This is a genomic window from Aliiroseovarius zhejiangensis, assembly GCF_014656375.1.
Lineage (GTDB): Bacteria > Pseudomonadota > Alphaproteobacteria > Rhodobacterales > Rhodobacteraceae > Aliiroseovarius > Aliiroseovarius zhejiangensis.
On sequence record NZ_BNCH01000003.1, the window covers coordinates 227,052 to 251,292 of the forward strand.

Consider the following 24,241-nt stretch of genomic DNA (forward strand, 5'->3'; position numbering starts at 1 on the left):
CTGTCGGTTCAGGTTTCCCAGTCGCCGGAAAACCCTTTCGGGATATGCAAAATCGACCGGTCGACCGTGTTGATATCGGTATGCCCGCAGAACGCCATCGAGATGTCCATTTCCTTGTGGATCACTTCAAGCGCCTTGGTTACGCCCTGTTCGCCCATCGCGCCCAAACCATAGGTGAACGCCCTGCCGATATAGGTGCCTTTCGCCCCCATCGCGATGGCCTTGAGCGCGTCCTGGCCCGAGCGGATGCCGCTGTCCATGTGCACCTCGATCTTGTCCCCAACGGCGTCCAGCACCGCAGGCAGCGCGCGGATCGAGCTCAGGGCCCCATCCAATTGCCGCCCGCCGTGGTTGGACACGATGATCGCATCGGCACCGACATTAAGAGCCTGCAGCGCGTCTTCAGGTTCGATGATGCCCTTGATGATCATTGGGCCGCCCCACATCTTCTTGAACTGTCGGATACGGTCCCAATTCAGCGACGGGTCGAAGGCTTCGGCAGTCCATGTGCTGAGCGAGGACGGATCCGTGACACCCTTGGCATGTCCCACGATGTTGCCGAAGAACCGCCGCTTGGTGCCCAGCATACCCAGCCCCCACTGCACTTTGGTCATCATGTTGGCGATGGATGCGGCGGTCAGTTTGGGCGGGGCCGACAAGCCGTTTTTCAGATCCTTGTGGCGCTGCCCCAGAACCTGCAAATCCACCGTGATGACGATGGCCGGGCAGTTGGCTGCGCGGGCGCGGTCGAACAGGCGCTGCATGTAATCATCATCCTTCAAGGTATAGACCTGAAACCAGAAGGGCGCGCTGGTGTGTTCCGCCACATCCTCGATCGAGCAGATGGACATGGTCGACAGAGTAAACGGCACGCCGAATGCCTCGGCGGCGCGGGCCGCCTTGATTTCGCCGTCGGCACATTGCATCCCGGTCAGCCCGACCGGCGCCAGTGCCACCGGCATCGCCACGTCCTGGCCAATCATCTTGGTGCGGGTGGAGCGGTTGTCCATGTCCACCGCCACACGTTGGCGGAAATAGAGCTTGTCGAAATCCGAGCTGTTTTCGCGAAAGGTCTGTTCTGACCAGCTGCCGCTTTCGGCATAGTCATAGAACATCTTCGGCACCCTTCTGGCATAGATACGGCGAAGGTCTTCGATCTCGGTGATGACTGGCATGGCGCGCTCCGGTAAAATTGGTAAGATTTTATTACCAGTTGTCGTGGATCATTGCAATCGTCCGATTCGGGCGTCATGCACGGCACCGCCCGGCCAGTCCCCAACTGTTGCGATTTCACCGCGCCCCGGACCGTCGCAGAAATGCATGGACAAACTTCTTAACAAAGCGAATCACCCATGCTAGCCTGACGACAATAAAAAATAAGAATGGCAGGTTATCGGGCATGAAAACGGGCTTTAATGGCACGTTTGTCATCTCATGGTCGCAGACGGAAGTGGACGGAATGCCGGGGGCACCGGTGACGTCGCTTGGCGTTGGGTCGAATTGGCGCTGGACGGGAAGCCCGTTGCGCGTCGACGGGCCGCGTGAACTTCGCGATCTTGAGAGCGCAAGCGGAGAGCAGGACCAGCGCCGGCGTGCGGCGCACGGAGTGTACAAACTGGTCGGGGCAGCGATCGACCCTTCACGACCCCTTGGGTCACATTCGGTCGACAGTCATCATCTGAATATGGGTTTCGAGGTCACGGACGGGCATGCCAGCTATGTCGCGACCTTGATCAACGGTGCCGACGACCAGGTGTTGTTGATGTTTGTTGGCGAAACGCCCCCGGCAAACACGGATTTCTGGGTGGTGCGGGCCAGCATGACGCCGACGCGGCAGAACCAGTTGACCCAACAGCCGGCAGGGGTGATCTGTTTCGCCCCCAGCACAAGGCTGCGCACCCATGACGGCGAGATCTGTGTCGAGGATCTGCGCGAGGGCGACGAGCTTCAAACCCGCGACAACGGCACCCAGAAGGTGCTGTGGATCGGCACAAAACGCATCACCGGGGCGCGCATGTTCGCGATGCCTGAACTGCGGCCAATCCGGCTCAGGGCCGGGGCCATCCGGTCGGGACAGCCAGATGCGGACCTGATTGTTTCAGGGCAGCATCAAATCCTGCTGAACGGTAAACGGGCGCAAGAGTTGTTCAACGAAGACGAGGTTCTGATCTCGGCGCGGGATCTGGTGGATGAACGGCGCGTGGTCGTGGATTACACCATTCGCGATATCACCTATTATCACGTGCTTTTGGAACATCACGAGGTCGTCTGGGCCAACGGTGTTCCGGCAGAAAGCTTCCATCCCGCGAATGCCGATCTGGACACGCTGGATTCGATGCAGCGCCGCCGCCTGTTCGATATGTACCCGCAACTGAACTTCGACCCCATGGCCTATGGCGGATTTGCCCGTCGCAGCCTGAACCGGGGTGAGGCGGCGATAATGCGCGGAGAAATCGCCTGACACGGCGTTCGGGGCGTTGACACCACCACTCACGGCGCTATAAGCCCCAAATCCGGTCCCGCAAGGGGCCGGTTTTCATTGGTGTTGGTGGCCCCCGCAAGGGGATGCCTGTCGGGCTTCGGCCAAAGGACAACGCCCTTCGATAGTTTTATGAAGGAGATCAGCCGTGACCAAACGCACCGCTGCCAAGTACAAAATTGATCGCCGCATGGGCGAAAACATCTGGGGTCGCCCGAAATCGCCGGTGAACCGCCGTGAATACGGCCCCGGCCAGCACGGCCAGCGCCGCAAGGGCAAGCTGTCGGATTTCGGTCTGCAACTGCGCGCCAAGCAGAAGCTGAAAGGCTACTATGGCGACCTGACCGAGAAACAATTCCGCCGCATCTATGGTGAAGCCGAGCGTGTCAAAGGCGACACCGGTGAAAACCTGATCGGTCTGCTGGAGCGTCGCCTGGACGCCGTTGTTTACCGCGCCAAGTTCGTGCCCACCGTGTTCGCTGCACGTCAGTTCGTGAACCACGGCCACGTGCGCGTGAACGGCAAGAAAGTGAACATTCCGTCCTATCGCGTGCAAGAAGGCGACGTGATCGAAGTGCGTGACCGTTCGAAGCAAATGGCAGCCGTTCTGGAAGCCATCCAACTGCCCGAGCGTGATGTGCCGGATTACCTGGACGTTGACCATTCTAAACTGACCGCCACCTTCACCCGGACACCCGGCCTGTCGGACGTGCCGTATCCGGTTGTAATGGAACCGAACCTGGTCGTCGAATTCTACGCGAAGAACTAAGCACCGCTTGCAGTCTCGCCAAGTTTTGGAACCCGCCCAGGTCTTTGGGCGGGTTTTGTCGTCTGTGCTGCAGATGCAGCGAAGCCGCAGCCCGCGGCACATTTCCAAACCCGGCGCTTTCGCTCTTTCGTGGATGCGCCGACCCCTGTAAATCACCTCGTAAGGGGGGCGACCATGACCAAGATCGAACCGCAACCGGGGATCATGCAGATCAAGCCCTATGTGGGTGGCGCGTCCAGCGTCGATGGCGTGGCCAATGTGATCAAGCTCAGCTCGAACGAAAACCCGTTCGGCCCAAGCCCGCTTGCCATCGAGGCGTTCCAGAGGGCCGGGCGCGAGCTGCACCGCTATCCCAACACCGATCATGCGTCGCTGCGGGCGGCGATCGGGTCGCTGCACAAACTTGACCCGGACCGGATCATCTGCGGTGTCGGTTCGGACGAGGTGATAACCTTTCTGTGCCAGTGTTACTCTGGACCCGGTACGGAAGTGATTTACACCGAACACGGGTTCTCGATGTACAAGATTTCGGCGCTTGCCGCGGGCGCCGACCCGGTGATGGTGCCCGAACGTGAACGGATGGTCGATGTCGACGAGATTCTGAAGGCGGTCACAGAGCGCACCAGCCTTGTTTTCGTCACCAATCCCGGCAATCCGACGGGCACCATGGTCAGCCAGGCCGAACTGGCGCGGCTGGCACGTGAGTTGCCCGACACGGTCCTGTTGGTACTGGACGGAGCCTATGCCGAATATGTCGACGGGTTCGATGGCGGGGCACGGCTGGTCGACAAGCATGACAATGTCTTCATGACCCGAACGTTTTCGAAGATGTACGGGCTGGGTGGGTTGCGGATCGGCTGGGGTTATGGCGCGGCCGAAGTGATCGACGTCTTGAACCGTGTGCGCGGCCCGTTCAACCTGTCCATGGCGCAGCAAGCCGCCGCCGAGGCCGCCCTTGCGGATCGTGAGCACGTGGCGCGCTGTCTTGCGGAAAACACCCGCCTGCGCGCCTGGCTTGCCGAAGCCCTAGCCGAACTCGGGGTGCCGTCGGATACCTCTTGCACCAATTTCATCCTTGCCCGGCTTGCCAGCGCGGACGAGGCCGCCGACTGCTACGCGTTCCTGCAGGACCAGGGGATCATCGTGCGTATGGTTGCGGGCTATGGGCTGCCGCATTGTCTGCGCATCACCATTGGCGACGAAGCATCCTGCCGCCGGGTGGCGCATATGATCGGGCGGTTCAAAGGTGGCGCGCCGGGATCCAAGCTGATGCTGCTGGACGAGGATCGTTTTGACGGCGGAGGTGCCGCATGACCGTGCTTTACAACCGCGTGGCCCTGATCGGGCTTGGGCTGATCGCATCGTCCATGGCGCATGCGATGCGACGGGCCGGACTGGCAGGCGAAATCGTCGGCACCGCCAGATCCGCCGAGACACGCGAGATTGCCCGCGACCTGGGGTTCTGTGACCGGATCGTCGACACCGCCAGCGAAGCGATCGACGGTGCGGATCTGGTCGTTCTGGCCGTGCCCGTAGGCGCCATGGGCGCGGTCGCGGCCGAGATTGGAGCGCATTTGCAACCCGGCGCGACGGTGACGGATGTGGGGTCAGTGAAGCGCGCGGTGATCGAGGCGGTGGCTCCGCATCTGCCGGACCATGTGCATTTCATTCCGGGCCATCCCTTGGCCGGGACCGAACACAGTGGTCCGCGGTCCGGTTTTGCCGAGCTGTTTGACAACCGGTGGTGCATTCTTGTCCCGAACGGTACCGACACGCCTGCAACCGAACGGCTGATCGCGCTTTGGAAGGGAATGGGATCAAATGTCGAAGTGATGGACGCGGATCACCACGACCTTGTGCTGTCCGTCACCAGCCACACGCCGCACCTGATCGCCTATACGATGGTAGGGGTGGCCGACGATCTGTCCCGCGTCACGGACAGCGAAGTCATCAAGTATTCGGCGGCGGGTTTTCGCGACTTTACGCGGATTGCGGCGTCGGACCCGACGATGTGGCGCGACGTGTTTTTGGCCAATAAAGACGCGACCTTGGAGATCCTTGGCCGGTTCACGGAAGAGCTGTTTGCCTTGCAGCGCGCCATCCGGACCGGGGACGGAGAGGTCTTGTTCGACTATTTCACTCGAACCCGGGCGATCCGTCGTGGTATTATCGAAGCCGGGCAGGACACGGATGCGCCCGATTTCGGCCGGACAGGCAAGCACGATTGAACCCGCGAGCCGTGTGGCGCGGGGCGGGGGAAGGAGCGGGAATGACCAAAGGATGGCCGGGGCAGGGACTGTGGCGCGGATGGCTGATGGGGATGTTGCTGGGATGCAGCTTCGGATTGCCCGCCATCGCGGCTGCGCCAGAGACATCTCAACGACCCGAGCCGCGTCCGGATACCGTGACCGTGGCGATGATCCGCTCCTCGGGTAGCGCAGCGTCAGACAAGATTGAGCGACCACAGGTTCGCCCCCAGGCCCAGACACACGCGTCGGCCACGCGAGCGGCGGTCGCGCCAACCGCTTTCGCCGTGCGTCGCTCGTTGCGCCCCAACCTGCGACCCAAGGGTTTTGCCCGTAAAATCGCGGCCTCGACCCCCAAGCCTGTCAATTCAGGGCGACGCGGGCGGATATGCGGTGTGAACGAGATCAAGGGGCAGGCCATTTCAGCGATCCCCGGCAGGATTCGCGGCTGTGGCGTGTCAGACCCCGTGCGCGTGACCGAGGTGTCGGGCGTGAAGCTGAGCCAGCCGGCGGTGATGGACTGCACCACGGCGAAAGCCCTGAACAAATGGGTGCGGGACGGGGTGTTTCCGTCAGTGGGGCGGCTGGGCGGCGGGCCAGCCACTTTGCGGGTCGCGGCCCATTACGCCTGTCGGACGCGCAACAACCAACCGGGCGCAAAGGTCAGCGAACATGGGCGCGGGCGGGCCATCGACATATCGGGCATCACGCTGAAGAACGGGGCGACGATTACGGTCCTGAAAGGCTGGCGCGATCCGGTGAAAGGCAAGGTGTTGAAGCGCATGCACAAGGCGGCTTGCGGCCCGTTCGGCACAGTGCTTGGCCCCAATTCGGACCGGTTCCACAAGGACCATTTGCATCTGGATACGGCGCGCTATCGCAGCGGGTCATATTGCCGGTGACGGCGGCCTGATCAGGGCGCTCCCGCCTTTGATTTCAGGGGGCGTTGCCCCCCTGCGCAGTCGCGCATTCACCCCAGGATATTTCTTGCCAGAAGAAGCGTGGGGAAGCGACATATGCTCAACGGATGCGGATCACTGGCGTGGTGCCGATCGGGATCGGGCCCAGGAACATCCGTCCATCAGAGAGGCGCAGGGGCACGTCCAGTGTGGTGTCGTCGCCCGACAATCCCGCCACGAATTGCAAGGCGCCGGTCACCGTCGAGGCGAGTTCGGGTGTCAACGCGCCGGAGGTTTGGGCAATCGCGATCATCTGACGCCAGTTGCGCGCCTTGACGGTCACGGTGCCAGTCGGGGTGCCTTCGGTGTCCACCTCGACCTCGCCCGCCAGCCAAAGCTCCAACTCGCCCCATTTCGCTTTCAGCTCGCTCAGGTTGATATGGGTGATTTGCGGACGTTCCTTTTCAATCGCGGTGCGGTCCCACGGGGCAGAGAAATCCAGATTGGCTTTCAGGGTGACGCCCTCAAAGACGGGGGGCAGAAGGTCATCGGCATCCAGCGATTGCACAAAGGACGAGGCCGGGATCAGGTTGACCGCTTCGAAGTGAATTTCGTGCCGATGCGTGCCGCTGTCCAACTGCCGTGTCGCCAGTTGCCCCCGTTCAAGCGCCGAAGTCCAGCCAGCGGTCGAGTTCATCGTGACGTCTGCCAATACGATGGAACTGCGCTCCAGCGTCAGGTCGGGTGTCGGGGCCACCATGATCGACCCTTTCAGATCGCTGCCCGATATTTCGATCCGTTGCTCGGGGGTGGCGATTGTCTGGATGCCGGGCCAGACGGCGATCACGTGATGGGGTTTGTAAGACAGGGCGAGGATCTGAAACTCCGGTGCGACCCAGGACAGGCCCGTATTGGGGTCGGACAGTTCCAGATCCGTGAAGATCGTATCGAACCGGTTGGGAAATCCACGGGTCGAGATGTCGCCTGCCTCGGCGACCCATCCGTCGGTCTGCCGGTCGGCCACCCATGTCGAAAAGGCACGTTCCGTGGCGCGGGCGCCAATATACCAGTATCCCGCCCACAGCCCTGCCAACACCAGGGCAATCACGATCAATTTCCGCATCACTCTTTCCTCTTGCCGCTCTGCGTGCATATTGGCGTATGTAAAGCCATAGGTGGTAAAGAGCGAGTGAAATGAGCACACAGGATCTTTGGGTTTTTGGATATGGCTCGTTGATGTGGAACCCCGGTTTCGACCATACCGAGGCTGTCGTCGCCACGCTTTCGGGATATCACCGCAGTTTTTGCATGCGGTCGATCCATCATCGTGGCACCGAGGAAGCACCGGGGCTTGTTCTGGCTCTGGACGAGATGGACGGGTCGCATTGTCAGGGTTTGGCGTTCCGGGCCTGTCCCAAAAGCCATGACAAAACACTGGCGGAACTGCGCGCGCGCGAGCTTGTCTCGTCCGCTTATCTGGAAAAACGACTAAGGATCCATCTGCAAGACGGGCGTGAGGTCGACGCCGTCACCTATGTGATCGACCCCGACCATGTGCAGTACTGCCAGATCGCGCTTGACGAACAGGCGCAGATCATTGCGCGGGCCGTCGGGGGGCGGGGTCCGAACACGGAATACCTTTATAACACGGCGGCGCATTTGGCCGATCTGGGCATCGAGGATCATGACCTGAGTTGGCTGTCGCGAACCGTGCGCACCCTTGCGGACCCCTAGCGCACAGACAAGGCTTGGCACCTGCAACCGTTGCGCCTATCCTGAGCGCAACAACAATGGCGACAAGGAATATCCCGCATGGATCAGCTGGATCGCGGGACGCTGACTGCGCCCAAAAAACGAGGGGCCGAGCCGTCTTTCACCCAACCAATCCGCCAAATTCTTGTGATGCTGGTGGTGCTTGGGCTGGTTGGATTTGGCGTGTTCATCGCGCTGCCGCGCGTGCTGCCCGTGTTTCAGGCAAACCTGTATCTGAACGGCTTTATCCTGTTCGTGTTCATCATCGGGTTGCTGGCCTGTTTCTGGCAGGTCTGGCAGGTGTTTTCATCGGTCGGGTGGATCGAAAGTTATGTGCGGGAACGTGATGGGCATGACCCGGACCGTGCGCCGCGCCTGTTGGCCTCGCTGGCCGCCCTTTTGCGATCGAACCGCGGATCGCAGTTGCAGATCGGCGCCTCGTCGGCCCGGTCGATCCTTGACAGTATCGCAACGCGGATTGACGAGGCGCGCGATATCACGCGCTATATCGTCAACCTTCTGATTTTCCTTGGCCTTCTGGGCACGTTCTATGGGCTGGCGACGACGGTGCCCGCTGTTGTCGAAACCATCCGTTCGCTCGCGCCCGGTGAAGGGGAAGGTGGGGTCGAGGTGTTCAACCGCCTGATGACCGGGCTGGAAGAGCAGTTGGGCGGGATGGGTACGGCGTTCTCGTCCTCGCTTCTGGGGCTGGCCGGGTCTTTGGTGGTAGGGCTTTTGGAACTGTTTGCAGGTCACGGTCAGAACCGCTTTTACCGTGAGCTTGAGGAATGGCTGTCCACCATCACAAGGATCAGTTTTGCCCCCGGTGAAGGTGAAGCAGGCGACACGGATGCAGGCGCCTATCTGGGTGTTCTGGCCGAACAGATCGAGGCAATGCAATCCCTGTTTACCCATAGCGATGTGCAGCGCACCCTGTTGGACGAGCGGTTGGGACAATTGGCCGAGAAACTGGAGGGCTTGTCGACGCATCTGGGGCAGGACAATGGTCAGGCCGAGGCTCTGACCCGGTTGGCCGAGGGGCAGGAACGGCTGATCGTCACCTTGCAGGCCCAGCACGAGGAAGCCGACGCACGGACAGACGCCGAAAGCCGGATGCGGCTTCGGTCGATCGACGTGCAATTGCTGCGCATTCTGGAAGAAATGCAGGCAGGGCGGCAAGAAAGCCTGTCTGATCTACGCAGTGACATGGCAACGCTGATCCATGCCATCCGCGTCGCTTCGGGCCAGGACGAGGTCTAGCACATGGCTCTGACGCGTCGATCTGTGCAACGGATGAGCGGCTCGATCTGGCCGGGTTTCGTTGACGCGATGACGGCGCTTTTGCTGGTGCTGATGTTTGTTCTGACGATCTTCATGATCGTACAGTTTATTCTTCGTGAAACCATCTCCGGACAGGCGGATGAGCTGGATGAACTGTCCAGTCAGGTGGCCGGGCTGGCAGATGCACTGGGTTTGGAACGGGCACGCACCGCAGAACTGGAAGGCGAACTGGGCAGTCTGAATGCCACCCTGGCCGAAGCCCGGTCTGAATCCGAGGCGCAGGCAGCCCTGATTGCGCGATTGACAGCACAGACCGAGGCGCAGGCTGGTGAGTTGGCAGCACAGGCCGCCAGGATCACCAGTTTTGAAGCCCAGGTCGCGACCTTGCTGGCCGAGCGGGATCAGGCACTGTCCGAAGGCGCGGCGTTGAGCGCGACGGTGGAAGAGCTGGAAGCCGCACAGGCTCGCATCTTGTCCGAGCAGGAGGCGTTGACGCTGGCCTTGGCCAAGGCGCGGGGCGAAGTCGACGCGAGCGCGGAAGCTGCCCGCCTTGCTGCGGCAAAGCGCGAGGCGCTGGAGGCTTTGGTTGCGGATCTGGAAGCCAAAGCTGATGAACAGGCTGCCGCATTGAACGAAGAAGAAGCCAGTCGACTGGCCGAAGCGGCGGCTGCGGCGGCCTTGCGCGAACGGTTGAAAACGGCGGATGAGGAGCTTACCGCCATGACGCTGGCGCTTGAGGCCGAGCGCAAAAGGGCGGAAGAAAGTCTGACCCTTCTGGCGGCGGCCAGGGCGGCGGGCGTTGATCTGGAAACGCGTCTGGCGACGGCTCTGACCGAACTGGACGCGCAAAGCGAGGATCTGGCAGAGCTGCCGGAGCTGCGCGCGCAGTTGCAGGCGGCGTTGGCTGCGCGTCTGGCGGCTGAAAGCCAAGTTGACGAAACTCTGAGTGCCGCCGAAGAACGCGCGCGGCTGCTGGCGGCCGCAAATCTCGAACTGGCAGAAAAAGAGGCTGAAAGCGCCGAGAGCCAACGCAAAATTGCGCTGTTGAACGAACAGGTCGCCGCCCTGCGCACGCAACTGGGCAGCCTTCAGGCCATTCTTGACGAAGGCAACGCGCGGGATGCCGAGGCGCAGGTGCAGATCCAGAAGCTGGGCTCCGAATTGAACGCGGCGCTGGCGCGGGTGGCTGCGGAAGAACGCAAGCGGGCGGCGCTTGAGGAAGCCGAACGTAAGCGGCTGGAAGAAGAAGCCAAGGAGCTTGCCGCCTATCGGTCGGAGTTCTTTGGCAAGTTGAAACAGGTTCTGGCCGATCGTGAAGGGGTTCAGATCGTCGGCGACCGGTTCGTGTTTTCATCCGAAGTGTTGTTCACCAGCGCCGAGGCCACCTTGCAGCCCCAAGGCAAGGCGCAGGTGGCCAATGTGGCCGCGCTTCTGTCCGAAGTCGCGGGCGAGATCCCGGACGAGGTCGACTGGATCATCCGGGTCGACGGCCATACCGACAATGTACCCCTGTCCGGCACCGGGCGTTACCGCAACAACTGGGAACTAAGTCAGGCGCGTGCCTTGTCAGTGGTGGAATACATGATCAACGATCTGGGCTTTCCACCGAACCGGCTGGCCGCCACGGGTTTTGGCGAATATCGCCCCGTGAACACGGCCAACACGCCAGAGGCACGGGCACAAAACCGGCGGATCGAATTGAAACTGACCGAGCGGTAAGCAGGTTTCATACATCCAGAAACGAACAAAGGCCGCAACGATCTGCGGCCTTTGTCAATTTCCCGTGGGTGTGGATCAGTCCGCGGTCAGAAGCGGCGGACGCTTGCGTGACCCAAGCTGCCGGTTCTTCGGCTTCTCGTATCGCAGTTCCAACGCGCCGTTCTTGACGCCGACCTGAACCAGTCCGCCTTTGGCCAGTTTGCCAAACAGAAGCTCTTCGGCCAGGGGTTTCTTGATGTGCTCCTGAATGACACGGCCCAGCGGGCGCGCGCCCATACGGTCGTCATACCCCTTGTCGGCGATCCATTCGGCAGCGGCGCGGGTCAGTTCGATGCTGACACCCCGGTCCAGAAGCTGCGCCTCCAGTTGCAGCACGAATTTCTCGACCACCTGCAGGATGACTTCTTTGCCCAACGGCGCGAAGCTGATCACCGCGTCCAGACGGTTGCGGAACTCCGGCGTAAAGGTGCGTTCAATGGCGGCGGTGTCTTCGCCCTCGCGGCGATCACGCCCGAAGCCAATAGCGGATTTGGCCAGTTCGGCCGCACCCGCGTTCGAGGTCATGATCAAGACCACGTTGCGGAAGCTGACGGTGCGCCCGTTATGGTCGGTCAACTCGCCATTATCCATCACCTGCAGCAGGATGTTATAGACATCCGGGTGCGCCTTCTCGATCTCGTCCAGCAGCAGCACGCAATGCGGGTGCTGATCGACGCCATCGGTCAGCAAACCACCCTGATCGAACCCGACATAGCCCGGCGGCGCGCCGATCAGGCGGCTGACGGCGTGTTTTTCCATGTACTCGGACATGTCAAAGCGCAGAAGCTCGACCCCCAGATTGTCGGCCAGTTGCTTGGCAACTTCGGTCTTGCCGACGCCGGTTGGCCCTGCGAACAGATAGTTGCCGATGGGCTTTTCGGGCTCGCGCAGACCCGCACGCGCCAACTTGATGGCGGAGGCCAGAGATTCGATGGCCTGATCCTGCCCGAACACAACCCGTTTCAAAGCCTTCTCAAGGTCGCGCAGCGTTTCTGCGTCGTCCTTCGAGACACTTTTCGGCGGAATGCGGGCGATCTTGGCCACGACGGCTTCGATTTCCTTCACGCCAATGGTCTTTTTGCGCTTGCTTTGCACCAACAGGTGCTGGGCGGCGCCGGCCTCGTCGATCACGTCGATCGCCTTGTCCGGCAGTTTGCGGTCGTTGACATACCGATCCGACAGCTCGACCGCGGATTTGATGGCATCGGCGGTGTATTTAACGCCGTGATGTTCCTCGAAATAGGGTTTCAGGCCTTTCAGGATCTTCACCGCATCTTCGACAGTCGGTTCGTTCACGTCGATTTTCTGGAACCGGCGTGACAGGGCGCGGTCTTTTTCGAAATGCTGGCGGAACTCTTTATATGTGGTCGAGCCCATGCAGCGCAGCTTGCCACCCTGAAGCGCGGGCTTCAGCAGGTTCGAGGCATCCATCGCCCCGCCAGACGTGGCACCGGCGCCGATCACCGTGTGGATCTCGTCGATGAACAGGACGGCATCCGGGTGATCCTCAAGCTCTTTCATCACCGCTTTCAACCGTTCCTCGAAATCACCGCGATAGCGGGTGCCCGCCAGAAGCGCGCCCATGTCGAGCGAATAGATCGTGGTTTCAGACAGAATCTCGGGCGTGTCGCCGCCGACGATCTTTGCGGCCAGCCCTTCGGCGATGGCCGTCTTGCCCACGCCGGGATCACCGACCAGAAGCGGGTTGTTCTTGCGGCGGCGGCAGAGGACCTGGATGCAGCGTTCAACCTCGTGTTCGCGCCCGATCAGCGGGTCGATGTCACCCTCACGGGCCTTGGCGTTCAGATCGACGCAATACTTGGCCAGCGCGCTGTCGCTTTCTTCGGCAGGTTGGGCGTCTTGCACGTCTTCTTCGAAGTCGGGCGTGCCGGACACGGGCCGCGCTTCACCGAAACTGGCATCCTTAGCCACCCCATGCGCGATATAGTTCACCGCGTCATAGCGGGTCATGTCCTGTTCCTGCAGAAAGAATGCGGCATTCGATTCGCGTTCGGCAAAAATGGCCACCAGCACATTGGCGCCGGTTACTTCGGTGCGGCCCGAACTTTGCACATGGATCGCGGCACGCTGGATCACCCGCTGGAAAGCGGCGGTCGGCACCGCTTCGCTGCCTTCGACATCAGTGATCAGCGTCGTCAGCTCTTCGTCAACAAATTCGATCAGAACCTTGCGCAGAACGTCCAGATCGACCGAACAGGCCTGCATCACGCGGGCGGCATCGGGTTCGTCCAGCAGCGCAAGAAGCAAGTGTTCCAGCGTCGCCAGCTCATGCTTTCGCTCATTCGCCAGCGCCAGCGCGTGGTGAATGGCTTCTTCGAGCGGTTTTGAAAAGGATGGCACGTTGAACACTCCTCGTATCTGGTGCGGCTTCTGCCGCGCGGCGGTTCGTCCGCCTTGACTGTCGCCTCATATGTTTAAGGTTCGGTTTTCCGACCGCCTCTTCAAGCCTTTTCTTGTCAATTTTCGCTCTCGCAGGCGTGATTGGCTGTTTTTTGGGGGTCAGAAACTGTCTTTGCGGCGCCGAATTTCGGCGAAGACCTCGGCGTTGGGGGCGGCATCCATATGTAGGGCGGCTTTGACCTCTGACAAGTGGGCCCGCAAAAACGGGTTGGTTTCCAACTCGTCCGACAGGCGTGAGGGCACTGTGGGCTGGTTCTTCTTTCGCAAGGCGGCGATGGCCTCGGTTCGCTGTTTCAGCGCCTCGTTTTCGGGTTCGATCGTGGCTGCGAATGCGGCATTCGCGGCGGTGTATTCATGACCGGAACATACCAGCGTGTCGGGCGGCAGCGCCGCAAGGCGCGACAGGCTGTCCCACATCTGTTCAGGACTGCCTTCGAAAAGGCGTCCGCATCCAAGGGCCATCAGGCTGTCGCCGGTGAACACGCATCCCGCGTCTGGGACGTAAAAGGCGATGTGCCCCACCGTATGGCCCGAGACATCCATCACATGCACGTCGTGCCCGGCGAACTGAAACTGATCGCCGTCGCCATAACTGCGATCCAGATCTGGCAGGCGGTGCGCGTCGGCCCTGGCCCCGAGCACCTTGGCGCCCGTGGCCTCTACCAATGCGCCGACCCCCTCCACATGGTCCCAGTGGTGGTGGGTCAACCAAATCTCGGACAAGCCCCACCCTCGTGCTGAAAGCTCGGTGCTGACCGGGGCTTCTTCGGGTGCGTCGATCAGCGCTGTCGCCCCGGTTGCGTCGTCATGAAGCAAAAAGGCGTAGTTGTCGGACAGGCAAGGGATCGTGACCAGCGTAAGCATGTGTTTCTCCTGTATGTATCTCTGGACTTGCCGAAAGGCCGGTATGGTTCAATACTACCTCTATACTGGGGGCTGAAATGGCTGGTGAAAAGCCGAATTACATCGCGGATGTGCGCAAGGACGGACGGTTGTCCGCGCCATCTGCCGCGCGCAACATGGACCCGATCCTGTCGGCCATCGCACCATATGTGCCCACCGGCGGCGTGGCGTTAGAGATCGCGTCCGGCACGGGCGAACATGCCGTCGCGTTTGCCGGGGCGTTTCCCGACACGGTTTGGCAACCCACCGACATAGATGCCGCCCGCCTGATCAGCATTGATGCCTGGCGCGCCCGGAAGGGCATGATGAACATGCGGGTGGCGCAGCGCCTGGATGCGACCGCCCCCAGCTGGCGCACCGGCCCGTTCGACCTGGCGGTTACCGTCAACCTGATGCATCTGATTGATCAGACGGCGGCGCAAGCGGTGGTCAAGGGTGTCGCGCGCAACCTTCTGCCCGGAGGTCATTGGTTTCTGTACGGCCCCTTCCGCAGTCAGGGTCTGTTTCGCTCTGACAGCGACCTGTCCTTTCATACCGCCCTGACCGAAGATGACCCGGCCATCGGCTACAAGGATATCGAAGCGGTCGAGGCCTGGGCGCAGGATGCCGGCCTGACCCGCGCGGCGTTGATCGAGATGCCGGCGAACAACTTGGTGCTGGTGATGCGCCAATCGGACCGATAGCCAATCTTTTTCGCGCGCCGAGCCGGTGGTGCATTTCAATTTGTCCATGATCCGTTAATCTTGGCATCGCAGGAACGGGCAGGTGTGAAACAGCGTCATGCATCTTGATGTGCAGGATCTTCGCAATTTCTATTACCGCAGCATGTTGGGGCGCGCGGCGCAGAAGGCCATTCGTGATAAGGTGACCACGATGTGGCCCGCTGCGAAGGCCAAGGGGCAGACCGTGGCCGGATTCGGCTTCGCGGTGCCCTTGATGCGCCCCTATCTGTCCACGGCACGTCGGGTCATGGGGTTGATGCCCGCGCCGCAGGGGGTGATGCCGTGGCCTGCGGGCATGCAGAATGTCTCGGTCCTCGTCGAAGACACGATGTGGCCACTGGACACCGGCGTGGTCGACAGGCTGGTGGTGATGCACGGTCTGGAAACCACGGAAACCCCCAGCAACCTGCTGGACGAAGCCTATCGCGTTCTTGGCCCGGGGGGGCGGGCCTTGTTCATCGCGCCGAACCGCGCGGGGCTTTGGGCAAGATCGGATGCCACGCCGTTCGGCTTTGGCCGCCCCTATTCGCTGAGCCAGCTCGAAGCACAGTTGGAAGAGCACGGGTTTCGCGTCGAACGCCATCTGTCGGCGCTGTATCAGCCGCCGTCATCGAAACGGTTCTGGCTGAAGACCGGAAACTTCTGGGAACGGGCCGGGCTTCAATTGCCACTGGTTGTGGCGGGTGGCGTCCTGATGGTCGAGGTGTCCAAGCAGATACCCGCCCCAAAGCGTCCGGGGCTGGCGCAGGCGGTCAAGCGGCCGTTGAAGGTGCTGGAAGGGTTGGGCGTGCCGGAACCCAGCGCTTCAAGAGCGGCGGGGGGCGATACGCGCTAAACCGTTTCGCACCGGCAGAATCAACTGCCTCAAGGCCTTGAGATAGAGGGCAGGCAGCCCTTTTTCGGTGTCCTGGCACCGGAATCGACTGTTGCGGTATACAAATGTATCCAGAAAATGATCCGCCACGAATGGGGCGGTCATCGCCTTTTTTCCCTTAGGGGAAAGGGTCTGGCCGCAAAACCTCTGCCGGATCGGGCAAAGGGGGCAAATATGTTGGCGATAAACCCCTGCAAGCCTGTTGCGAGGTGCGCATATCCCTGCTACACGCTTCGACGATTTAGATGACACGCTTGAACATGCGGCATCTGTAGGCCGCCCCGATTTGCTGACCGGCAGATCACAATGGGGCTAAAGACATCGGAAGGGTGGACGTGTCCGAACCAGTCGCGATCTCAACCGGCATTGCCCAGCGTTATGCCACTGCCGTCTTTGACCTGGCCAAGGAAGGCAAGAACCTGAAAGCAGTCGAGGCGGATGTTGCCGCCCTTGAAGCTGCTCTCGCCGATAGCGAAGATCTTCGCAACCTGATCAGTTCCCCGATCTACAGCCGGGACGAACAGGGTGCCTCGATCACCGCCATCGCCAAGAAAATGAAACTTTCGTCGACGGTCGCGAACACGCTGGGGCTGATGGCCCAGAAACGGCGCCTGTTCGTGTTGCCTCAGTTTGTTGCCGCCCTGCGCGCGTTGATTGCTGACGACAAGGGCGAAGTGACCGCTCAGGTGACGGCTGCCAAGGCCATGACGAAGGCACAACAAGACAAACTTGCCAAGGCACTGAAAGCCTCTGTCGGCAAGGATGTGAACATCAACCTGGCCGTCGATGAATCCCTCATCGGTGGCCTTGTCGTCCAAGTGGGCTCGCGCATGATCGACACCTCGATCCGTGCGAAGCTCAACGCACTTCAGAATTCCATGAAAGAGGTCGGATAATGGGTATCCAAGCAGCAGAGATTTCTGCGATCCTGAAGGACCAGATCAAGAACTTTGGCCAGGACGCCGAAGTGGCCGAAGTTGGCCGCGTGTTGTCAGTGGGTGATGGTATCGCCCGCGTCTACGGTCTTGATAAAGTCCAGGCTGGTGAAATGGTCGAATTCCCCGGTGGTATCCGAGGGATGGCCCTGAACCTTGAAGCCGACAACGTGGGTGTTGTTATCTTCGGGTCGGACCGCGACATTAAAGAAGGCGATACCGTCAAGCGCACGAACTCGATCGTGGACGTGCCAATCGGTGACGAGCTTCTGGGTCGTGTTGTCGATGGTCTGGGCAACCCGATCGACGGCAAAGGTCCGATCAACGCCAAGAAGCGGGGCGTGGCCGATGTGAAGGCGCCGGGCATCATCCCGCGTAAATCGGTGCACGAACCGATGGCAACCGGCCTGAAGTCGGTTGACGCGATGATCCCGATTGGCCGTGGTCAGCGCGAATTGATCATTGGTGACCGCCAAACCGGTAAAACCGCCGTGGCCCTGGACGCCATGCTGAACCAGAAGTCGTACAACGACGCTGCCGGCGACGACGAAAGCAAGAAGCTCTATTGCGTTTACGTGGCTGTTGGGCAGAAACGGTCCACCGTTGCCCAGCTGGTGAAGAAACTGGAAGAAAGCGGCGCGATCGAGTATTCGATCGTCGTGGCCGCCACCGCATCCGACCCGGCCCCCATGCAGTTCCTGGCCCCCTATGCCGCGACCGCCATGGCCGAGCATTTCCGCGACAATGGCCGCCACGCGCTGATCATTTATGATGATCTGTCGAAACAAGCTGTGTCCTATCGTCAGATGTCGCTGCTGCTGCGTCGTCCGCCGGGCCGCGAAGCCTATCCGGGTGACGTTTTCTATCTTCACTCGCGCCTGCTGGAGCGTTCGGCCAAGCTGAACGAAGACTACGGCGCAGGTTCGCTGACGGCTCTGCCGGTCATCGAAACCCAGGGTGGCGACGTGTCGGCCTTTATTCCGACCAACGTGATCTCGATCACCGACGGTCAGATCTTCCTGGAAACCGAACTGTTCTATCAGGGTATCCGCCCGGCAGTGAACACCGGTCTGTCGGTGTCGCGTGTTGGCTCGTCGGCCCAGACCAAGGCGATGTCCTCGGTCGCCGGTCCGGTGAAACTGTCGCTGGCTCAGTACCGCGAGATGGCCGCGTTCGCGCAGTTCGGGTCCGACCTTGATGCCGCAACCCAGCAGCTTCTGAACCGTGGTGCACGTCTGACCGAGCTGATGAAACAGCCGCAGTATTCGCCGCTGACCAACGCTGAAATCGTGTGCGTGATCTATGCAGGCACCAACGGCTATCTGGACAAGATCGCCGTCAGCGAAGTGGGTCGCTTCGAGGCCGGCCTGCTGAATCACCTGCGTCAGAACCACGCGGACCTTCTGGCTGACATCACCAACAACGACCGCAAGGTCAAAGGTGAGCTTGAGGACAAAGTCAAAGCTGCGCTGGACGCCTTCGCCGCTGACTTCGCTTGAGGGGGGCATTGAACGATGGCCAACCTTAAGGATCTCAGAAACCGGATCGCGAATGTCAAAAACACTCGCAAGATCACGAAGGCCATGCAGATGGTGGCCGCCGCGAAACTGCGGCGGGCACAGGAAGCTGCCGAGGCCGGGCGGCCCTATGCAGAGCGGTTCAATGCCGTTCTGGGTGGGTTGGCTGCTGCGTCGACCGGTGGGGACAGCGCGCCCAAGCTGCTGGCGGGTTCGGGCTCCGATCAGGTCCACCTGCTGGTGGTCATGACCGCGGAACGCGGGCTGTGCGGTGGCTTCAACTCGTCAATCGTGAAACTGGCGCGGGCCAAGGCAGAGGATCTGCTGGCATCCGGCAAGACGGTGAAAATCCTGACTGTCGGCAAGAAGGGCCGTGAACAGTTGAAACGTGAATATGCCGATCACATGATCGGCCACGTCGATCTGTCGGGCGTGCGCAATGTCGCATATGACAACGCGCAGGACATTGCCCACGACCTGATTCACCGCTTCAACGAAGGTGAATATGATGTCGCGACGATCTTCTACAACACGTTCGAAAGCGTGATCACGCAGGTTCCGACCGCGAAACAGGTCATCCCGGCCAGTTTCGACGCGCCGGAAGAGGGGGCGACGACCTCGACGGTTTACGACTATGAGCCGTCGGAAGAAGGCATCCTGAAAACGCTGCTGCCGTCAGGTGTGGCCACTCAGGTCTTCTCGGCCCTTCTGGAAAATGCCGCGTCCGAGCAAGGCGCGCGTATGGCGGCCATGGACAACGCAACCCGCAACGCTGGCGAGATGATCGAGAAACTGACCATTCAGTACAACCGCTCGCGTCAGGCTGTGATCACCAACGAGCTTATCGAAATTATTTCGGGCGCCGAGGCGCTCTAAGAAACCGGAGAAACAACAATGGCTAACGCTAAAGGTAAGATCACGCAGGTGATTGGCGCCGTTGTGGACGTTCAGTTCGAGGATGACCTGCCGGCCATTCTGAACGCCCTGACCACGGACAACAACGGCAACAATCTGGTTCTGGAAGTCGCGCAGCACCTGGGTGAAAACACCGTGCGCTGTATCGCTATGGACGCCACCGAAGGTCTGGTGCGTGGACAGGACGTGACCGATACCGGCGCGCCGATCTCGGTGCCGGTCGGCAACGCGACCCTGGGCCGTATCCTGAACGTCATCGGCGAACCGGTTGACGAAAAAGGCCCCGTAAAGTCGAAAGAAACCCGTGCCATCCACGGTGACGCGCCCGAGTTTGACGAACAGTCGACCGAGACCGAAATCCTGACCACCGGCATCAAGGTTATCGACCTGCTGGCCCCCTATACCAAGGGTGGTAAGATTGGTCTGTTCGGCGGTGCCGGTGTGGGCAAAACCGTTCTGATCATGGAACTGATCAACAACATCGCAAAGGTGCACTCGGGTGTGTCGGTGTTCGCGGGTGTTGGTGAACGGACCCGTGAAGGCAACGACCTGTATCACGAAATGATTGAATCGGGCGTTATCGTTCCCGACGATCTGGAGAAGTCCAAGATTGCACTGGTGTATGGCCAGATGAACGAACCTCCCGGTGCGCGTATGCGTGTGGCCCTGTCGGGTCTGACACTGGCGGAACAGTTCCGCGATGATACCGGTTCGGACGTGCTGTTCTTCGTGGACAACATCTTCCGCTTTACCCAAGCCGGTTCCGAGGTGTCCGCACTTCTGGGTCGTATCCCCTCTGCAGTGGGTTACCAGCCGACGCTGGCCACCGACATGGGTGCCATGCAGGAACGGATTTCGTCGACCAAATCGGGGTCCATTACCTCCGTGCAGGCCGTGTATGTGCCCGCGGATGACTTGACCGACCCTGCACCAGCAACCTCGTTTGCTCACCTTGACGCGACGACCGTTCTGGACCGTGCGATCTCGGAAAAGGGTATCTACCCGGCTGTGGACCCGCTGGGTTCGACCTCGCGCCTGCTTGACCCGCTGATCATCGGGGAAGAGCACTACAAGGTTGCGACCGACGTGCAGCAGGTGCTTCAGCGCTACAAGTCGCTGCAGGACATCATCGCCATTCTGGGCATGGACGAACTGTCGGAAGAAGACAAACTGACCGTTGCCCGTGCGCGTAAGATCGAGCGCTTCCTGTCGCAACCCTTCGACGTGGCAAAAGTGTTCACCGGCTCGGACGGTGTGCAGGTGCCGCTGGAGGAAACGATCGCATCGTTCAAGGCCGTTGTGGCTGGTGAGTACGATCACCTGCCGGAAGGTGCCTTCTATATGGTGGGTGGCATCGACGAAGTGATCGCCAAAGCCGAAAAAATGGCAGCAGACGCTGCCTGATTGGGAACGTGAAGGGGCAGGGCGACCTGCCCCATCTTCCCGAAAGGAGATCCTGAATGGCTGATACGATGCAATTTGACCTGGTGTCGCCCGAGCGCAGCCTGGCCTCGCTTCAGGCAACGGCGGTTCAACTGCCGGGGACGGATGGCGATATGACGGCCATGGCGAACCACGCGCCGACCATCACGACGCTGCGCCCCGGTATCGTTCGCGTCGAAGCGCCGGAAGGTAACGCCGAATTCGCCGTGACCGGGGGCTTTGCAGAAGTGACCGCCACGGGCACGTCGGTTCTGGCTGAACGCGCCGTGCCGGTGTCGGAAATGACGCAAGAGATCCTGGATGCCTTCGTCTCGGACGCCGCTGCAGCGTCAGAAAACGCAACGGCTGAAAACCTGGACGAGTTGGCCAAGCGTACGGTGGATATCGCCGCAATGGCTGATGCATTGGGGCTGACCGTCAAGGCCTGATCGCCCGACCAACCCGTTTCTTGAAAGCCCCGCCTGGACCGGCGGGGCTTTTTGCATTTGCGCCCGACGCAGGAAGTCGTCAGAGATACGCGCATGACCGAAGCCCGCCCGACACCCAACCGCACCGCCATCTGGTTCATCCTGGCGACGATCCTGCTGGACGCTGTGGGGATCGGCATCGTGTTCCCGATCATGCCGGACCTGATGCTGCGGGTTGGCGCCGACAGCACCGCTGACGGTGCGTTCTGGGGCGGGATTCTGATGGCGTCCTACGCGGCGATGCAGTTTCTGTTCGCGCCGATCATCGGCGGCATTTCCGACAGCCTGGGGCGCCGGCCCGTGCTCTTGCTGGCGCTTGTTGCGTTGACGGTCGACTATGTGGTCATGGCGCTGGTGACGACCTTCTGGTGGCTGCTGGCCGGGCGCATTCTGGCGGGGATCGCCGGGGCGACCTATATCACTGCGACAGCCTATCTGGCCGACATCTCGCGGCCAGAGGACCGGGCTGCCAATTTCGGCCTGATCGGGGCGACCTTCGGGATCGGCTTCGTGATGGGACCGGCCATCGGCGGTTTTGTCGCCAGTTTCCACCTTTCGGCCCCGTTCTGGCTGGCGGCGGTGTTTGCCGGGCTGAACGTGGCACTGGGCCTGTTCGTCCTGCCCGAAAGCCTGCCCCCCGAGAAACGGCGCGCGTTTCGGCGGCGCGACCTGAACCCGTTCGGCTCGATCCTAGATGCGTTCAAACTGCCGGGGCTGGGCCTGCCCCTGGCGCTGATCTTCCTGTTCGAGTTTGCCAATTTGGTCTATCCGACGCTTTGGGCTTTCTGGACACGCGAGATGTTCGGATGGAGCACCGCGCTGATCGGCCTGACGCTGGCCGCTTATGGCATCGCGGTGGCGTTTACCCAGGGCGTTGTCATGCGCCTGATCATCCCGCGTTTGGGCGAGTTTCGGACGCTGATCTTCGCCATCATCTGCGCCATCCTTGCCTTCGCAATTTTTGGCATCACGGGCAGCGCCTATGTCATGTTCGCCGCCATCCTGATTGCCGCACTGGCCGATATGGCGCCGCCCACCATGACCGCGATGATGGCCAACATGGTCGATGAGGACCGTCAGGGGCTGCTGCAAGGCGTGATTGCCAGCCTGGGTTCAATCGCGGCTGTGATCGGGCCGATGCTGGTCACATGGATCTTTCAGGTTTTCGCGGCTGCAGAGGGGGCGATCTATCTGCCCGGCGCGCCATTTCTGTTTTCCGGCGCGCTGGTGGTTGTGCTGTTTCCCTTTTTCCTGCGTCTTGGCCGGTAGCCAACGCTTGTCACCCGGCCACGTTTGGGGTCTGCTGTCGAGACGAAGATATGCACGAGGCCGGCAAACATGCGCAGGATCCGAACTCACAAGGTCGGGGTGGACCAAGGCAGCACGATCTTGTTCTCGGATTTTGAACATGATGGGGTCATGTGGACGGGCAGCGGCCCGCGAAAACTGACAACCCGCATCGAGTTTTCAGAAAGCTACCTGACCCCGCCTTCGGTGCATGTCAGCGTGTCGATGTGGGATTTGGACAATCGCACCAATGCGCGGGCCGACATATCGGCCGAGAACGTGACAGAGGACGGGTTTCAAATCGTATTCCGCACCTGGGGCGATACACGCGTCGCACGGCTGCGCGTGGACTGGACGGCGATCGGTGAAGTCAGCAGCGAAGAGGATTGGGACGTCTGACCGACCCTTCGGCCATCAAAAAAAGGCCCCGAAGGGCCTTTGATGTCGTTGAGTGTCGAAGGGGATCAGGAATACATCCCTTCATACAGCGGCTCCAGCGTGTCGTGATCGAACAGCGATGACACCGAGGTGCCGCCCCAGATGTTCAGGATCGCCTGTGCAAACATCGGCGCGGTGGGGACAATGCGGATATTGGGGGCGTTCTTCACGGGATCGGTCGGTTGGATCGAATCCGTGATGACAAGCGATTTCATGACGGATTTTGACACCCGCTCGACCGCCGGGCCGGACATCACGCCGTGGGTGATATAGGAATGCACCTCTTGCGCGCCGTTTTCCATCAGAACCTCTGCGGCCTTGCACAATGTGCCGGCGGTGTCGCAGATGTCGTCGATGATGATGCAGCGTTTGCCCTCGACATTGCCGATCACGGTCATCTCGGCCACTTCGCCTGCTTTCTCGCGGCGCTTGTCGACGATGGCCAGCGGGGCGTTGATGCGTTTGGCCAGTTCGCGCGCGCGGGCCACACCGCCCACGTCAGGCGAAATCACCATCACCTCGTCCAGGCAATCCTTGAAATGATGTTTGACGTCCAGCGCAAAAATCGGGCTGGCATAGAGGTTGTCCACCGGAATGTCGAAAAAGCCCTGAATCTGGGCCGCGTGCAGGTCCATGGTCAGGACCCGTTCAATCCCCGACTGGGCGATCAGGTTGGCCACCAGCTTGGCCGAAATCGGCGTGCGGGCCTTTGTGCGGCGATCCTGCCGTGCGTAACCGAAATAGGGGATCACGGCGGTGACGCGTGACGCAGACGACCGGCGCAGCGTGTCCGAGATGATCAGAAGCTCCATCAGGTTGTCGTTGGCCGGGTTCGAGGTGGGCTGGATGATGAACATATCCTCGCCGCGCACATTCTCGTAAATCTCGACAAAGACTTCCTGATCGTTGAAGCGTTCGACCCGCGCATCGACCAGCCCGACCGAGGATCCGCGGTGCATCGACATGCGCTTGGCAACGGCCTGGGCAAGCGGGCGATTGGCATTGCCCGAGATAAGTTTCGGTTCGGTGGTGGATGGCATGGCAGCAGTTCCCGGCGTGGTCTGTGTGACAGAATCGTGACGTTGACACCCCTTAGCATCGGGATAGATTCCTTGGAACAGCAATGGGGCAACAG

General features: G+C 60.9%; 22 protein-coding genes. 17 read left to right on the forward strand and 5 right to left on the reverse strand.

Annotated elements, in window-relative coordinates; translation table 11 throughout:
* Positions 1–8: 8 nt before the first annotated feature.
* On the reverse strand, positions 9–1,175 hold the full coding sequence (locus tag IE188_RS09030; RefSeq protein ID WP_191286157.1) for an alpha-hydroxy acid oxidase: 1,167 nt from the start codon (positions 1,173–1,175) through the stop codon (positions 9–11).
* Positions 1,176–1,399: 224 nt separating this feature from the next.
* Here IE188_RS09030 and IE188_RS09035 point away from each other — a divergent pair, with 224 nt between their 5' ends.
* The 5 genes from IE188_RS09035 (at position 1,400) to IE188_RS09055 (ending at position 6,396) form a co-directional block, all read left to right on the forward strand.
* Positions 1,400–2,461 carry a Hint domain-containing protein gene (locus tag IE188_RS09035; protein ID WP_191286158.1) on the forward strand — a complete coding sequence of 354 codons (1,062 nt, stop codon included), beginning with the start codon at positions 1,400–1,402 and terminating at the stop codon, positions 2,459–2,461.
* Positions 2,462–2,627: 166 nt separating this feature from the next.
* The gene (rpsD, locus tag IE188_RS09040) at positions 2,628–3,248 is read left to right on the forward strand and encodes a 30S ribosomal protein S4 (RefSeq protein ID WP_191286159.1); all 621 of its coding nucleotides are present in this window, start codon (positions 2,628–2,630) and stop codon (positions 3,246–3,248) included.
* A gap of 174 nt (positions 3,249–3,422) precedes the next feature.
* A complete protein-coding gene (gene hisC, locus IE188_RS09045; RefSeq protein WP_191286160.1) occupies positions 3,423–4,562 on the forward strand; it encodes a histidinol-phosphate transaminase in 1,140 nt (379 codons plus the stop codon).
* On the forward strand, positions 4,559–5,476 hold the full coding sequence (locus IE188_RS09050; protein ID WP_191286161.1) for a prephenate/arogenate dehydrogenase family protein: 918 nt from the start codon (positions 4,559–4,561) through the stop codon (positions 5,474–5,476). Before hisC ends, IE188_RS09050 begins: the two co-directional genes overlap by 4 nt.
* Positions 5,477–5,517: 41 nt before the next feature.
* A complete protein-coding gene (locus tag IE188_RS09055) occupies positions 5,518–6,396 on the forward strand; it encodes an extensin-like domain-containing protein (RefSeq protein ID WP_229836666.1) in 879 nt (292 codons plus the stop codon).
* 118 nt (positions 6,397–6,514) lie between these two features.
* Here IE188_RS09055 and IE188_RS09060 read toward each other — a convergent pair whose 3' ends face one another.
* Complete coding sequence (locus IE188_RS09060) at positions 6,515–7,516, reverse strand: DUF2125 domain-containing protein (protein ID WP_191286162.1); 1,002 nt, start codon at positions 7,514–7,516, stop codon at positions 6,515–6,517.
* A 71-nt stretch (positions 7,517–7,587) separates the two neighbouring features.
* Between IE188_RS09060 and IE188_RS09065 the strand changes: the two genes are divergently transcribed.
* The 3 genes from IE188_RS09065 to IE188_RS09075 all read left to right on the forward strand — a co-directional run bounded on the left by IE188_RS09065 (position 7,588) and on the right by IE188_RS09075 (position 11,145).
* A complete protein-coding gene (locus IE188_RS09065; RefSeq protein WP_191286163.1) occupies positions 7,588–8,127 on the forward strand; it encodes a gamma-glutamylcyclotransferase in 540 nt (179 codons plus the stop codon).
* A 78-nt stretch (positions 8,128–8,205) separates the two neighbouring features.
* A complete protein-coding gene (locus IE188_RS09070; protein WP_191286164.1) occupies positions 8,206–9,405 on the forward strand; it encodes a biopolymer transporter ExbB in 1,200 nt (399 codons plus the stop codon).
* Positions 9,406–9,408: 3 nt separating this feature from the next.
* A complete protein-coding gene (locus IE188_RS09075; protein WP_191286165.1) occupies positions 9,409–11,145 on the forward strand; it encodes a peptidoglycan -binding protein in 1,737 nt (578 codons plus the stop codon).
* A gap of 75 nt (positions 11,146–11,220) precedes the next feature.
* On the opposite strand, the gene clpA is transcribed toward IE188_RS09075, so the two are convergent.
* Positions 11,221–13,545, reverse strand: coding sequence for an ATP-dependent Clp protease ATP-binding subunit ClpA (clpA, locus tag IE188_RS09080; RefSeq protein ID WP_191286166.1), 2,325 nt, complete (start codon positions 13,543–13,545; stop codon positions 11,221–11,223).
* A 159-nt stretch (positions 13,546–13,704) separates the two neighbouring features.
* Positions 13,705–14,469: a hydroxyacylglutathione hydrolase gene (gloB, locus tag IE188_RS09085; protein WP_191286167.1), complete on the reverse strand. Its 765-nt coding sequence runs from the start codon at positions 14,467–14,469 to the stop codon at positions 13,705–13,707.
* Positions 14,470–14,546: 77 nt separating this feature from the next.
* Between gloB and IE188_RS09090 the strand changes: the two genes are divergently transcribed.
* The 9 genes from IE188_RS09090 to IE188_RS09130 all read left to right on the forward strand — a co-directional run bounded on the left by IE188_RS09090 (position 14,547) and on the right by IE188_RS09130 (position 23,067).
* Entirely contained in the window at positions 14,547–15,191 is a 645-nt protein-coding gene (locus IE188_RS09090; protein WP_191286168.1) for a DUF938 domain-containing protein, read from the forward strand.
* Between the two features lie 97 nt (positions 15,192–15,288).
* Complete coding sequence (locus tag IE188_RS09095; protein ID WP_191286169.1) at positions 15,289–16,065, forward strand: class I SAM-dependent methyltransferase; 777 nt, start codon at positions 15,289–15,291, stop codon at positions 16,063–16,065.
* A gap of 374 nt (positions 16,066–16,439) precedes the next feature.
* A complete protein-coding gene (locus IE188_RS09100) occupies positions 16,440–17,000 on the forward strand; it encodes a F0F1 ATP synthase subunit delta (RefSeq protein WP_191286170.1) in 561 nt (186 codons plus the stop codon).
* On the forward strand, positions 17,000–18,538 hold the full coding sequence (atpA, locus tag IE188_RS09105; protein WP_191286171.1) for a F0F1 ATP synthase subunit alpha: 1,539 nt from the start codon (positions 17,000–17,002) through the stop codon (positions 18,536–18,538). The genes IE188_RS09100 and atpA overlap by 1 nt, the downstream gene beginning before the upstream one ends.
* A 15-nt stretch (positions 18,539–18,553) precedes the next feature.
* Positions 18,554–19,432 (forward strand): F0F1 ATP synthase subunit gamma, encoded by an 879-nt coding sequence (locus IE188_RS09110; protein WP_191286172.1) that lies wholly within the window; start codon positions 18,554–18,556, stop codon positions 19,430–19,432.
* Positions 19,433–19,450: 18 nt separating this feature from the next.
* The gene (atpD, locus tag IE188_RS09115; RefSeq protein ID WP_191286173.1) at positions 19,451–20,875 is read left to right on the forward strand and encodes a F0F1 ATP synthase subunit beta; all 1,425 of its coding nucleotides are present in this window, start codon (positions 19,451–19,453) and stop codon (positions 20,873–20,875) included.
* Between the two features lie 56 nt (positions 20,876–20,931).
* Positions 20,932–21,342: a F0F1 ATP synthase subunit epsilon gene (locus IE188_RS09120; RefSeq protein ID WP_191286174.1), complete on the forward strand. Its 411-nt coding sequence runs from the start codon at positions 20,932–20,934 to the stop codon at positions 21,340–21,342.
* A 93-nt stretch (positions 21,343–21,435) separates the two neighbouring features.
* The gene (locus IE188_RS09125; RefSeq protein ID WP_191286175.1) at positions 21,436–22,650 is read left to right on the forward strand and encodes an MFS transporter; all 1,215 of its coding nucleotides are present in this window, start codon (positions 21,436–21,438) and stop codon (positions 22,648–22,650) included.
* A gap of 69 nt (positions 22,651–22,719) precedes the next feature.
* Positions 22,720–23,067: an H-type lectin domain-containing protein gene (locus tag IE188_RS09130; RefSeq protein ID WP_191286176.1), complete on the forward strand. Its 348-nt coding sequence runs from the start codon at positions 22,720–22,722 to the stop codon at positions 23,065–23,067.
* Positions 23,068–23,132: 65 nt separating this feature from the next.
* Here IE188_RS09130 and IE188_RS09135 read toward each other — a convergent pair whose 3' ends face one another.
* Positions 23,133–24,146 carry a ribose-phosphate pyrophosphokinase gene (locus IE188_RS09135; RefSeq protein ID WP_191286177.1) on the reverse strand — a complete coding sequence of 338 codons (1,014 nt, stop codon included), beginning with the start codon at positions 24,144–24,146 and terminating at the stop codon, positions 23,133–23,135.
* Positions 24,147–24,241 lie beyond the last annotated feature (95 nt).